The 13597-nt window shown below is 40.8% G+C and carries 12 protein-coding genes; 5 read left to right on the top strand and 7 right to left on the bottom strand.

Going from position 1 to position 13597, the window contains the following annotated elements; all coding sequences use genetic code 11:
- Nucleotides 1-3: 3 nt before the first annotated feature.
- Nucleotides 4-1458, bottom strand: coding sequence for a serine/threonine-protein kinase (locus tag C7B70_RS19030; RefSeq protein ID WP_106370580.1), 1455 nt, complete (start codon nt 1456-1458; stop codon nt 4-6).
- A gap of 52 nt (nt 1459-1510) precedes the next feature.
- Nucleotides 1511-3370, bottom strand: a complete 1860-nt coding sequence (locus C7B70_RS19025; RefSeq protein ID WP_106370579.1) for a BamA/TamA family outer membrane protein — start codon at nt 3368-3370, stop codon at nt 1511-1513.
- Nucleotides 3371-3496: 126 nt separating this feature from the next.
- On the opposite strand from C7B70_RS19025, the gene C7B70_RS19020 reads away from it, so the two are divergent.
- Entirely contained in the window at nt 3497-4726 is a 1230-nt protein-coding gene (locus C7B70_RS19020) for a lipid-A-disaccharide synthase-related protein (protein ID WP_106370578.1), read from the top strand.
- An 80-nt stretch (nt 4727-4806) separates the two neighbouring features.
- On the opposite strand, the gene C7B70_RS19015 is transcribed toward C7B70_RS19020, so the two are convergent.
- Complete coding sequence (locus C7B70_RS19015; RefSeq protein WP_106370577.1) at nt 4807-5151, bottom strand: DUF4870 domain-containing protein; 345 nt, start codon at nt 5149-5151, stop codon at nt 4807-4809.
- Between the two features lie 134 nt (nt 5152-5285).
- Here C7B70_RS19015 and prfC point away from each other — a divergent pair, with 134 nt between their 5' ends.
- On the top strand, nt 5286-6917 hold the full coding sequence (prfC, locus tag C7B70_RS19010) for a peptide chain release factor 3 (RefSeq protein WP_369831911.1): 1632 nt from the start codon (nt 5286-5288) through the stop codon (nt 6915-6917).
- 57 nt (nt 6918-6974) lie between these two features.
- Here the strand turns inward: prfC and C7B70_RS19005 are convergent, their stop codons facing one another.
- The 3 genes from C7B70_RS19005 to C7B70_RS27915 form a co-directional block, all read right to left on the bottom strand.
- Entirely contained in the window at nt 6975-7628 is a 654-nt protein-coding gene (locus tag C7B70_RS19005) for a PIG-L deacetylase family protein (protein ID WP_106370576.1), read from the bottom strand.
- 74 nt (nt 7629-7702) lie between these two features.
- Nucleotides 7703-8509: a glucose-1-phosphate cytidylyltransferase gene (locus C7B70_RS19000; RefSeq protein ID WP_106370575.1), complete on the bottom strand. Its 807-nt coding sequence runs from the start codon at nt 8507-8509 to the stop codon at nt 7703-7705.
- Between the two features lie 730 nt (nt 8510-9239).
- Nucleotides 9240-9383 (bottom strand): phage holin family protein, encoded by a 144-nt coding sequence (locus tag C7B70_RS27915; RefSeq protein WP_233220995.1) that lies wholly within the window; start codon nt 9381-9383, stop codon nt 9240-9242.
- Between the two features lie 312 nt (nt 9384-9695).
- Here C7B70_RS27915 and C7B70_RS18990 point away from each other — a divergent pair, with 312 nt between their 5' ends.
- Both C7B70_RS18990 and C7B70_RS18985 read left to right on the top strand, forming a co-directional pair.
- Nucleotides 9696-10130 (top strand): pentapeptide repeat-containing protein, encoded by a 435-nt coding sequence (locus C7B70_RS18990; RefSeq protein ID WP_233220994.1) that lies wholly within the window; start codon nt 9696-9698, stop codon nt 10128-10130.
- Nucleotides 10121-11236, top strand: coding sequence for a 5-(carboxyamino)imidazole ribonucleotide synthase (locus C7B70_RS18985; protein WP_199192360.1), 1116 nt, complete (start codon nt 10121-10123; stop codon nt 11234-11236). The genes C7B70_RS18990 and C7B70_RS18985 overlap by 10 nt, the downstream gene beginning before the upstream one ends.
- A 45-nt stretch (nt 11237-11281) precedes the next feature.
- Here the strand turns inward: C7B70_RS18985 and gndA are convergent, their stop codons facing one another.
- Complete coding sequence (gene gndA / locus C7B70_RS18980; protein ID WP_106370573.1) at nt 11282-12775, bottom strand: NADP-dependent phosphogluconate dehydrogenase; 1494 nt, start codon at nt 12773-12775, stop codon at nt 11282-11284.
- Between the two features lie 251 nt (nt 12776-13026).
- Between gndA and C7B70_RS18975 the strand changes: the two genes are divergently transcribed.
- The coding region (locus tag C7B70_RS18975) for a Ycf66 family protein (protein WP_106370572.1) at nt 13027-13597 on the top strand (571 nt) is incomplete at its 3' end.

The following is a 13597-nucleotide window of genomic DNA, read 5'->3' as shown; positions in this document are numbered from 1 at the left end:
TAACTAATCGTCTTTGTCTTTACGATCTGCCTTTTCTTTTTTATCTGGTTTTTGCCGCTTGGAATCATCATTTTGCAAGTCATCGGTGATTTCGGGAGATGGGGAGATTTCTTCATTTGTAGGTACAACTACATCAGGATTTTCATTAATCGGAGTTGGAGATTCCACAGGCGTTGGAGATTCTACAGGTGTTGGAGACTGAGAATTTTGGCGGCGGATTTCCCGCAATTTTTCCCGCAATGATGGCGAAGGATCGTCGCTAGGAATGGGTGAATCGGTTGCTAAAGGAGAAGGAGTAACAATAGAGGTGGGATCTGGCGTTGTTTGCTGCTCTCTAGTGGGTGTTGTGCTTAAATTTGGTGTAGGACTAGCTTCTACTTGAGACGGTGTTGTCTCTCTAACTTCCGGTGAAGGTGTTACAACGGGTACATTGGGTTGCTGCGAATAGTTAGATAAAACCCTACTCAAAGCCACGCCCGAAATTGCTGCTAAAGCAACACCGCCACCAGCAAGCAACCAAGGAAAGGAACGTTTTTTGACGGGCAAAATTGCCCTAGCAGGGGTTGTAGGTGCTACGCGATCAGGTTTTTTGTGGTGCTGGGGAATTAACGCAACAGTTGCTATTTGGGCTGAAGCCACAGGAGTAGCTTTAATAGGAGCAGGAAGCAGCGCCAACCATTCGGAAATAGTGGCAGGACGAAACTTTGCTTCTACCGCCATACCGCGCATTACAGCTTGACTTAGAGACTTACTTAGCTGGGGTTGCAAGTCAATAGGCGCTGGTAAAGGAAGGCGATCGCGTAAAGAAGCCGCTACAGGAACTTTAGCTGTAAGTAACGCATACATGGTTGCAGCTAGTCCATAAACATCGGTAGCGGGGGTACGGGGAGCTTGATAAAGATACTGCTCAATCGGTGCGTAACCTTCGGACACCATCCCCGTATGAGTCTGAGTTGAACCTGGTGTAAATTCTCTAGCAATGCCAAAATCAATTAATACTACTTCTTCTGTACCTTGACGCAGAATAATGTTTTGGGGCTTGATATCTCGATGCAGTAAATTATTTTGATGTACTACTTGCAAAGCTGCGCCAATTTGGCGGATATAGTGAATCGCCTTTGCTTCCGGTAAGGGTTTATCTGGAAATACTACCAAGTCTAAAGTTGCCCCTGGTATATAATCCATTACCATGTAGGGCAATCCGTCTTCAATAAAAAAGTCGCTTACTCGGACAATATTTGGGTGGACGCAAGAGGCGAGTCTTCGGGCTTCATCTTGAAACTGGCTTTGAAACTTGGCAAATTGGGCTTCGCGCCGCAGGGTGTCATTCAGGGTTTTAATGACTACTACCTGATTTAGATAGTGATGAGTAGCTTTAAATGTTATGCCAAAACCACCGCGCCCTAGTTCTTGTTCTAAGGTGTATTTTCCGCCTTGTAGTGTTTTGCCAACTATCATTAATTTTCAATTCTATGCTCTTTGCATTTTAGCCCTTTGAACCAATTAGCCGCTAAAACCTTTGTCCAATCCCAAATTGTACTTGACTTTCACCGCGATCATTGATGCCAAAATCTGCCCGTAATAATCCAATAGGCGATTCTACTCGCAAGCCTGCGCCGAGAGAAAAGCCTGTACCTGGCTTACTTCGGACTTCCGCAGGTTCCCCTAATACCGTGTCGCCCGAACCCAAATCTGTAGCAAAGTCTGCAAACAATACGCCCCCTACAGGCTGAAAAATTGGAAAGCGGTACTCCGCAGAAGCTAAAATATAAGAGCGTCCGCTACCAACTTCCGCACCTCCATAAGCTCTAACCGAATCAAGCCCACCTAAGTTGAAAGCTTCATAGGGTGGCAAATCGCCGATAATAGTTCCACCTTGGAGATTAAAAGCTAATACTTCTATATTTCTTTTATTGAGTAATTGTACCGGAAAGTATTGAATATAATTTGCTTGCAACCGATTCATTGTAATGTCGCCTTGACCAATCGGAATTGATTGCTCGGTACTAAGACTAAGAATCGAGCCTTGAGTTGGATTGCTACGGTCGTTGCGTTCGTCTTTAATGGCGCTAACTGATAGGGTGGTTAAGTCGTCAGCGCCTGTACCGCTAAAAGAAAGCTGGTTGCCTAATTCGTCAGTAGGGGAAATATTACCATCGCGATCGCGGATACTAATGCGAGTATAGTTTATTCCTAACGACGTTTGCCAATCATCAATAGGTTTAGTAAGACTAAAACCACCGCCGTAGCGTCCTTCGCGGGGATTGCTACCATTAGCTAAATCGATATTGCCGTCAAAAGTTGGGGACGTTCCCCGACGGCGAAATACATTAACTTCGTAACCTGGGCGATTTGGTTCGCTGGCGCGGTAAGGGCTTGTAAAGGTAGTTTCAAATTGCAAGTCACGGGGGCTAAATTGCAAGTCTACATCTACAGAATTATTAATGCCGCTAATATTAAAGTCTTGATAGTTGATCGTGCCATAAATCCCGGTATCATCGTCGTACCCACCCCCAGGACTTACACTCCGGGAAGGTTTTTCGGTGAGATCGTAAGTGACATCAACTTGTTTACCTATTTCGACTAAGGCAACATTTACGCTTCTAAACAGGCCTAGTTGGTATAGTTGACGCAAATCTTGCTCAATTGTGATATTTCTTGCCACATTCCCCGGCTTTAATCGCACTTCACGGCGCAAAAACTCCTCTGTAGTCCGGCTTTTAATTGGGTTTCCTTCCGAGTCAGTAGGATTGCTATCTCGATTAAGAAAGCGGAATTTGACACTACTAACAATGCCTTCGGCTACGTCTATCGTTAGCACTCCTTGGGAATTGGGGTTTATTGCCCATACTTTGGCGGCTAAGTAACCATTTTTGGCATACCATTTATTGATTGCTACTCGGCTTTGGTTGATAGCTTCTGGACTAATCTCTTGACCAATTTGGGGTTGAAAGAAGCCCAAGGCGACATTTTCTGAGAGTACATTGGCATTGCTTAATTGAATAGCTTTTACTACTACAGGTTCCACCGCGTATATTACATCGATTCCAGTAGGGCTAGTAGTTGTAATTGCTTGGGCGCTGACAAATAAACCTGTAGCTAAAATGGCTTGAATATCTGCTTGCAATTGGCTATTGCTAGTATCGCTTCCTTCACGAGTTGCGATCGCCCTCTTGGCGATTTCTTGTAATTCTTCCTCCACTCCGGTCACTTGAACGCCAGTAGCCAAAATAAATAAATTACTTTCTTGGGTAGGATCTGCTACAGACTGTTTTAGTCTTTCTTCTAAAGGCAATGCGATAGCGCCATCACTGTAATTTAAGCTCAAAAGCACTGCTAGGGTGACAACTGTAGTATAAAAAATACGCATAGAATTAATTTACAAATATCCTTGCTTAGTGATAATTTTTGCTCAATTAAAAAGACGAAATCTAATCGCCCTAAAAGCGTAGATTAAATGTAGTATTTAACCCAAACCTTTCTTTTATCCGTTTAAATGTCCAAAAACTCTAAATTTCGATTACTTTGCCTCAGTAATGGTCATGGAGAGGATATTATTGCTGTGCGTATTTTACAGGAACTACGCCAAATCTCAAGCAAGCTCAATATTTCGGCTTTACCTTTAGTTGGTGAAGGTAGAGCATACTTTGCCGCAGGTATTCCGGTGATTGGAGCGGTGCAAGCTATGCCCTCTGGTGGTTTTATCTACATGGATGGACGGCAGTTAGTACGCGACTTACAAGGGGGTTTGTTGCAGTTAACCTGGACTCAACTTAAAGCTATGCGTACTTGGGTAAAAGATGGCGGTGGCATGGTTTTAGCTGTAGGAGATATCGTACCATTGCTGTTTGCTTGGTGGAGCGGTGCTAATTATGCTTTTGTGGGTACAGCTAAATCTGAATACTATGTGCGCGATGGAGAGGGGCATTTGCGCCAAGAAAGCCGCCTAGCAAGTTTTTTAGGGTTAAATAGCTCTATTTATTTGCCTTGGGATCGCGCTTTAATGATCAACTCTCGGTGTCAATCAGTGTTTCCTAGAGATACGCTCACAGCCAAGATGTTGCAACAATGGCAGATTCCAGTTTTTGACTTAGGCAATCCCATGATGGACGGACTTAAACCCGTCCAACCTCTGCAAATATCCTCAAAGGCAGAATTGACAGTTGTTTTGCTCCCCGGTTCCAGAGTGCCAGAAGCTTATGCAAATTGGCAGCAAATTTTAAGGGCAGTTTTTAGTTTAATTGAAACTTATAGGGATCGCTCTTTGTTATTTTTGGGTGCAATTTCTACTCATGTCAATCTAGATACTTTAGTTCAAATTCTTGTTCAGGCTGGCTTCTACACTTTAGATAACAAAACATTTAACTATAAAAATGCCTCTATTGTTCTTACTCAAACTGCCTACAATGAGTGTTTAGATAAAGCTGAAATTGCGATCGCTATGGCGGGGACAGCTACAGAGCAATTTGTCGGACTGGGTAAAAGTGCGATTACTTTTCCTGGTAATGGCCCCCAATTTACCTATGCTTTTGCGGAAGCTCAAAGCCGTCATTTAAGTTCATCAATAATTTTATTAGAGGATCCAAATCAAACGGGAGAAGCGGTAAAATCTTTATTAGGTAACAGCGAACTTTTAGCAACAATTGCCGAAAATGGTTACAAACGCATGGGAAAACCGGGTGCAGCGCGTCGAATTGCCGAGAGGTTAATTGAGCAAAGTAATTAGCTATTTTTTATTTGAATGCGATCGCGCCTTTTACTAAATTTCAGTTATCTGCACTAAAAGGCGCGATCGCATTACCTGAACTACAGCACGCGAAAAATAAAAGGATAGCGGAAGGCGACATCAAAATTAGTTAAAGTCTGATAAATTGCTAGTGCTGCAAATCCCCAATGGAAAAGGACTAAAATAGGCCCCAAAATCCACCCAAGCAAGCCTAAAGTGAAAACGCTAAGGACGAAAACGATCGCTCCGTAAAGCCAGACGTTAAAATGAAAGTTAATAGCTTCTTTAGCGTTCTCTTTTACCACTGGATCGCTAGATACAAGCAAAATTGCGATCGGTATACCTATGGATACTAATGCAGTGCTAAAAAATATTGAGCCGTGAGCTAGTGCTGAAAGTAGTTTTCGTTGATCTGCATCGTACATAATAATAATTACCTCTTTAAAAATAAGTTTTCTTTGGATTTCAACCTATATTACTGCTCGTTACCCGAAAAACAAGCTCTTTCTCGCTTTTTCTATAATTTTTGATTCCTGTAACATCCTACTAGCTAAACTTCATGATATCCACTGACCTTGAGGCGGAATTACAAACAGCCGTTGAGCATAGACGCAATTTTGCAATTATTTCTCACCCCGACGCGGGTAAAACTACGCTCACAGAAAAGCTGTTGCTCTACGGAGGAGCAATCCACGAAGCGGGAGCCGTCAAAGCCCGCCGAGCGCAGCGTAAAGCTACGTCAGACTGGATGGCGATGGAACAGCAACGGGGTATTTCGATCACTTCTACCGTGTTGCAATTTGAGTATCACAATTGTCAAATCAATCTGCTTGATACTCCCGGACACCAAGATTTTAGTGAAGATACTTATCGTACTCTGGCGGCGGCGGATAATGCCGTCATGCTCATTGACGCAGCTAAAGGCTTAGAGCCGCAAACGCGCAAGTTATTTGAAGTTTGTAAAATGCGAAAGTTGCCGATTTTTACTTTTGTCAATAAGCTTGATCGCCCTGGACGAGAACCACTTGAACTATTAGACGAAATTGAGCAAGAATTAGGCTTACAGACCTATGCTGTAAATTGGCCCATTGGTACAGGCGATCGCTTTAAAGGTGTATTCGACCGCCGCAACCAGCAAATTCATCTCTTTGAACGTAGCGCTCACGGTAGCCGCGAAGCTACTAGCACAATTTTAGATTTGGGAAATCCGCGCATTGAACAGCTACTAGACCAAGACTTATATCATCAATTTAAAGACGATTTAGAGTTAATAGAAGGCATTGGGCCAGAGCTAGATAGCAAGTTAGTCCACCAAGGGAAAATGACCCCAGTGTTCTTTGGTAGCGCCATGACGAACTTCGGCGTAGAGCTATTTTTAGATACTTTCCTCGATTACGCGCTCAAACCTGGCGCTCGTAATAGCAATTTGGGAGAAATGCAGCCTACTTACCCAGAGTTTTCGGGGTTTGTATTCAAGTTACAAGCAAATATGGATCCCAAACACCGCGATCGCGTAGCGTTTATTCGCGTCTGTACAGGGAAGTTTGAAAAAGATATGACAGTGAGTCATTCCCGTACTGGGAAAACGATTCGCTTATCTCGTCCACAAAAATTATTTGCTCAAGATCGAGAATCTATTGACTATGCTTATCCTGGCGATGTAATTGGTTTAAATAATCCTGGCGTATTTGCGATCGGCGATACTATCTACAACGGACAAAAGATAGAGTACGAGGGGATTCCGAGCTTTTCTCCTGAAATCTTTGCAAGTCTTAGAAATCCAAACCCTTCCAAATTTAAACAGTTTCTCAAGGGTGTTTCGGAATTGCGAGAAGAAGGTGCGGTACAAATTATGTATTCCGCCGATGAAATGAAGCGCGAACCGATCTTAGCGGCGGTAGGACAACTACAATTTGAGGTAGTGCAGTTTCGCTTGCTGCAAGAATACGGTGTCGAAACGTTGTTAGATTTATTGCCTTATACTGTAGCTCGTTGGGTAACGGCGGGTTGGGAAGCTTTGGAAAAAGCCGGACGCTTATTTAATAGTGTTACCGTCAAAGATAGCTTAGGACGACCAGTTTTATTATTTCGCAATGAATGGAATTGTCAGCAGGTAGAAGGTGATTGTCCAGAATTAAAACTAAGTGCAACTTCGCCTTTACTTTCTAGTCAACATCCTAATAATCCTTAGTAAGACAAAATCTTGTCTTACTACTATTGCCAAAAGCAGCTACTTTTGGCAATTTTTTTAAAAAACTATTTTGCGGACATGAAAACCTTCAGCATATTTATCCGGGGCATTTGATTCTATACCCCGGATTCTCAAAATTGCTAAAAAAGTTTCTTCGCTAAACCATTGTTTATCTTTTTGGGACGGAAAGCTATCAATTAAATGTTTAATTTTGTCTTGGCAAATCGAGCTTTCTAAGGGAACAAAAAAATTAGGATTACCTAGATCCCCATCATATTTAGGAATTTCATATTCTAATATTAAATGGTTTCTAAATGTATTCCAGGTTAAATCAGAAATCAAACGATGATCTTGATGAGCATCACTACGATAATGAGTAAATATTAGATCGGGATTGAAAGTTTGTTTTATTTGCTCAAAAGCTTCTTTAACTTCCACGGCAATAAAAGGTAAAAATCCATCTCTAAAACTTTTAATCATTATCTGCTTTTGGGCAACATCCGCTAAAAATTTACTTGCACTACAAATAGCTTCTTTCTTTCTTTCTGAACTAGCACTAAAAACAACCCATTGAAATACAATATTTGGGTAATGTTCTATTAATTTTAAAATTGTCCCTCCGCAACCAATTTCTATATCATCGCTATGAGCGCCTAAACACAATACCTTATAAGCTAAACCTGGCTTTTCTGCGAATTTTAAATTGAGCATACCGACGACCAAGTTTACATTAAATAGGGTAATCTATAGCTGCACATTGATTGCCAACAAATTTTCTAGATTACTTATTTACCTAGACTAGCTGTTGTTAGGTTTTTATTATGTTTCCATGCTTCCCAAGGAGCGTTACCCTGAGCAAACATATCTTCTAATTGCTGCTTCTCTTTAAAAGTATCCATACAAGCCCAAAATCCATTATATTCGTAGGCAAAAAGTTGTTCTATATTGATTAGTCTCTGGAAAGGTTCATAAACTAATTCTTCTTTGTCATTGATATAATCAAATATTTGATTTTTCAATATAAAATAGCCTCCATTAATTCTCAGATTAGCTTGATTCACATCTTTTATTTGCGTTACTATTCCATTCTCTTGAGTAGAAATTAAATGAAAGGTTTGAGATGGTCTTACACTTAAAAAACCAGCTATCTTGTCTGTAAAATAAAACTTTTCTATAGCTTCAGGTAAAACTAAATCTGTAAGACCATCACTGTAGTTTGCTAAAAAAACTTCTTCATTTTCTAAGTGTTTTTGGACGAATTTTAATCTTTGCCCAATATTTGAATGTAGTCCCGTGTCAACAAAAGTTATATTCCAATCGTGAATATCGCTATTTAATAATTGTACTTTTCCTCCATTAATTAAAGTAAAATCATTAGAAGTACATTCATCATAATTTAAAAAATAACTTTTAATTAAGTCAGCTTTATAACCCAAACATAAAATAAAATCTTTGTGTCCATAGTAGGCATAATATTTCATTACGTGCCAAATGATCGGTCTATACCCAATAGGGACTAAAGGTTTAGGTATCGCCTCAGAAAAATCTCTTAACCTAGTTCCTAATCCGCCACAAAACAAAACTACTTTCATTTTTGTCTCTTACACTACTATTCAGCTTCATTCAACTTACATTAAGTAACCTATATTTAACTAATACCAAAAAAACTTCAAATAGTGTAATTATAACCTGCCAATTATTTCTGAGTTTTGCTAAAATAGGTTTGAAGCATTTAGCACTTGACGACAGCTTTAATTAAATTACACTAAGTTTTTATGTCTTTCATCTTCCTTTAAGTATATCTTTACTGTATTGCCACTTTTTTGTAGTTTGATTAGTTATTACAGAGCAATTACCTTGTTTTTTGATTGTGTAGCTACCCATATTTAGAGTATTACAATGCTTGCCAATAGTGGGTTTCTAAGGATAAGAGCATTCTAAAAAATTAGAAATGTTTACAAAATTAGTTGTGAATATTTATTGTAATTCAAACTACTCTATTACTTAGAAAAGACTTAAAAAATTTAGAGATATTGCTATATATTAAATTAAATAGAAAATGATAAAATCTTTAAAAAACCTAGCTATTTTGACCTGTTTTTCCAAAATATGTCTATTTAGAGGTCAGCCTTGATAATAAATTTGCAAATAGCAACTATAGCACTTTTTATTGTACTACCGATCAGATTGTTAATCTATTAGTTTTGAGACTCAGTAAACTTGGATTACTTGCTCAAGTATTGCTGAATCGATCACTATCAAGAGTTTTGCCTTATTGAGTAATGCTTAACAGGATTTAACGCCGCTTACCTACCAACATTGTTATCTGCTTGTAATTAAAGTTAAAACAATTGAACCAATTAAAGTTGGGAAAAATCCCCCCACAACAAAACCTGGTGTCAGTTTCGCAGCAAGTAAAATTACAATAGCATTGATGACAAATAAAAATAAGCCAAAAGTTAGCAAGGTTAGCGGTAGGGTTAAAAGGAATAATAGTGGCTTGTATAGTAGCGTTCACTAACCCTAAGATAACAGAAGAAATCGCGGCACTAATAATATTGGTGACGAGCAAACCTGAAACTATAAAGCTGTAATCATTAAAGCTGCTGTTGCAATCAACCAAGTAATCAAAAGTTCCGGCATCTACTCGTTCTCTCAAAAATTGGGTCAAAAAGTCTTGTAAGCTTAAGAGCATCATTCCCACCTCAATAGTTAAAATTTTATATGTGGCGGCAATTTACAGGCTTTATTTTGATGTTAGTGCTTTTTTTTGGGGCAATGCCAGCTCAGGCGACAGATTATCCGCCTCCATTGTCTTTTAGTAACGCTGAATTAAAAGGGCGGGATTTTTCTGGTCAAACTCTAAGAGCAGCAGAGTTTTCTAATGCTAATATGGAACTTGCTAATTTTTCTAATGCAGACTTGCGCGGCGCGGTTTTTAGCGCTTCGGTGATGACGGGCGCGAACTTGCACGGAGCAGATTTGAGTAATGCTATGGTCGATCAAGTAAACTTAACCAAAGCCGATCTAGGCGATGCAGTTTTAACTGAAGCGCTATTACTACGGGCAATTTTTGCTGATGTTATTATTACCAACGCTGATTTTACCGATGCAATTTTAGATCGGGCGCAAATCAAAGAATTGTGCGCTAAAGCAAGTGGTGTAAATTCAAAAACTGGGATTGAAACTCGTTACTCTTTAGGATGTCGATAAAGCGCGTTGGTGTAATTGGTGGGGGACAACTAGCACTGATGATGGCAAAATCTGCCGAGAAGCTAGGTGTAGAGTTAGTCATACAAACGCCAAACAAAGACGATCCAGCCGTGACGATCGCCCAATCGACTATTTTTGCCCCTATAAATGATGCCGCAGCTACAGCTACCTTGGCGACGCGCTGCGATGTCGTTACCTTTGAAAATGAGTTTGTCGATTTAGCAGCTTTAGCACCCTTAGCCGAGCAAGGTGTATGTTTTCGTCCCAGCTTAGAAGTTTTGTCACCTTTATTAGATAAATACCATCAGCGCTGTTACTTACAACAAATCGGCTTACCTGTGCCTAAGTTTGCCACCCTAGAAAATGTTTCTGAGCCTTGGCAATTTCCTTTGGTGTTAAAATCTCGTCGTCACGGCTACGATGGGCAAGGTACTTTTATTGTTAAAGATGCTGATACCTTACATCAGTTAACTAATGCAGGTAAAAAGACATCCTTTTTAGTTGAGGAATTTGTACCTTTTGTCAAAGAATTAGCTATAATTGCTGCGCGATCGCCCAATGGTGAAATTGTTACTTATCCAGTAGTTGAAACTCAACAAAAAAACCAAGTTTGCCATCGCGTCATCGCTCCGGCGGATATTAGCACAGAACTTACTAATCTAATTCAGGAAATGGCTGGTAATTTGCTGCATAATCTGCAAGCAGTGGGGATATTTGGGATAGAGTTATTTTTAGTAGGCGATCGCCAAGTATTAATCAATGAAATTGCCCCCCGTACTCACAATTCCGGGCATTTTACGCTAGATGCTTGCGAAGTTTCCCAATTTGAGCAGCATTTACGCGCAGTTTGCGATTTGCCGTTAGGGAACACGTCTTTACGCTCCCCTGCGGCGGTAATGATAAACTTACTAGGCTATGAAGAATCAGAAAATGATTATTTAGTCAAGCGCCAACAATTAGCCGCTTTACCTAACGCTTTTGTGTATTGGTACGACAAAAAAACATCGCGCCTTGGCAGAAAATTAGGTCATGTCACCGTGTTATTAGATAGTAATACAGACGCAGAGGAAGTCGCCCAAATAATTGAATCTATTTGGTACGTCTAACTGTAGAGACGTTGCACTGCAACGTCTCCATATTATTAAACAACCCTACACTGTGGTAGAAGTTGACCCAGTAGTGGGTTGTGCTTGCATTGGCTCTGGAGTCGAAGTTTGAACCGAGTTCTCTGAGAATTGCGTCCACTCTGTATGGAAGAATCCTTCTTTATCGGTGCGCTCGTAAGTGTGAGCGCCAAAGTAATCTCGTTGAGCTTGAGTGAGATTTTGGGGTAAGCGATCGCGTCTATAACTATCAAAATAGTCTAAAGAGGCGCTAAAAGCCGGAACGGGAATCCCTAATTTTGCCGCCGATGATAACACTTCGCGCCAAGCGGTTTGTCTATCCAAAATTGTCTCTCTAAATTCTGGAGCAAGTAATAAGTTAGGCAAATCTGGATTTTCGATAAAAGCGCTTTGAATTTTACCCAAAAATCCCGCCCGAATAATACAGCCACCCTTCCAAATCCGCGCCATTTCGCTCAAATTGAGGTTGTAGGAATACGCCTTAGATGCCGTACTTAGCAATGCCATCCCTTGAGCGTAAGAACAGATTTTAGAGCAGTAAAGAGCATCGCGGATGGCATCAATAAAAGCCTTCGAGTCCCCTTCATACTTGCCTGTAGGGCCAGTCAGAACTTGCGAAGCTGACACCCGCTCTTTTTTGTAGGAAGACATGATTCTGGCATTTACCGCCGCCGTCATTGTGGGGATACATACCCCAAGCTCTAAAGCACTTTGTACCGTCCAACGCCCCGTACCTTTTTGTCCGGCCGCATCCATAATCAAATCAACCAAAGGCTGATTTGTATCAGTATCGATGTATCTAAAGATATCAGCAGTAATCTCAATTAAAAATGAATTGAGTTCGTCTGTCTTATTCCACTCAGCAAAAATTTCATGCAATTGTTTATGATTAAGACCTAAAGTATTTTTCAAGAGGTCGTAAGCTTCAGCGATTAGCTGCATATCGCCATACTCAATGCCATTATGTACCATTTTGACGTAGTGACCAGCGCCACCAGGACCAATATAAGTTACACAAGGGCCATCTTCTACTTGAGCGGCGATTTTCGTCAAAATTGGCTCCAAAAACTCGTAAGAGCTTTTCGTGCCTCCAGGCATCATGCTAGGGCCATTTAAAGCCCCTTCTTCGCCACCACTGACACCCATACCAATAAATCTAAAGCCCATTGGTTCTAGTTCGCGGGTGCGACGGGCAGTATCATCATACAAAGAGTTGCCACCGTCAATAATGATGTCTCCTTCGTCGAGCAAGGGTTTAAGGCTGTCGATAACACCATCTACAGGCGCACCCGCTTTGACCATAATTAAAATTTTGCGCGGACGCTCTAAAGAAGCGACAAAATCCTCGATGGAGTAAGCAGCATGAACATTTTTACCTTCCGCCCGCGTGTGCATGAAAGCATCGGTTTTTTCGGGAGTACGATTGAAAACAGAGATAGGAAAACCATTACGCTCGACATTCAGCGCTAGGTTTTCACCCATAACTGCTAGACCAATTACGCCAAAACTTTGTTGTGCCATAAAATTTAACGGGTTAATGCACTATGCGTTCAGTAAGGGTTGATTCCTTCTTAGGGTAGCCAGATTTTATCAGTTCTTTACCATTGAAGAAATTAAAATCTAGAAAAAGCCCAGCAAAGGTCAAAAAAGAGAAATTTTGACCTTTGCTTACTATTTGTAAACACATAAATAATTTTTGTTTGTATCTAGTTCAACAATTCTCTTGCAAAATTGAGATATCTAGTTTGAAATTGTAAGGAGTACCCACAATTATGTTGGCTTATATTCTGGCGTTAGCAGTCGGTCTTGGTAGCTTTGCCCTTTATATGGCTGCCTTCTTTTTTCCAGAATTACATCGCAAAAATGATTTTATCTGGAGTGGGGTAGGATTATTCTACGCTTTGGTCTTGTGGGTGTATGGAAGTCGCATTACGGGCGGGTTATTGCTCGGTCACGCTGCAAGTGTTGCTTTATTAGGTTGGTCTATTAGTCAAACTTTGCAGTTGCGCCGCCAGCTTACGCCCGAAGCCCAACAAACAATACCAAGTACCGCCGCCGTTACAAGTACGGTCGAACAAGTATCAAAATCTGTCCCGGCGGTAGCTTCTGGCATTGGTGGCGCTGTTAACGGCTTAACAAACCAATTTCAGCAGTTGTTGAACAAATCGACTCCATCAAAAACCCCCGTTGCACCTAAAACTACTCCCAAGCCGCAAGTAAATTCAAGAGTTGAAATAATTGATAATCGTACTCCTTTACCAGAACCCCAAGTAGTAGAAACTCCAAGCGAACCAGTTGATGAGACTAATATCTCGGCAGAAGTTGCACCAGCCTCCACCGAGG

Source organism: Chlorogloea sp. CCALA 695, from assembly GCF_003003885.1.
In the GTDB taxonomy this organism is placed as follows: domain Bacteria; phylum Cyanobacteriota; class Cyanobacteriia; order Cyanobacteriales; family Chroococcidiopsidaceae; genus Aliterella.
The sequence above is the reverse complement of the archived record's forward strand: the minus strand, read 5'-3'. Positions and strand labels throughout refer to the sequence as shown.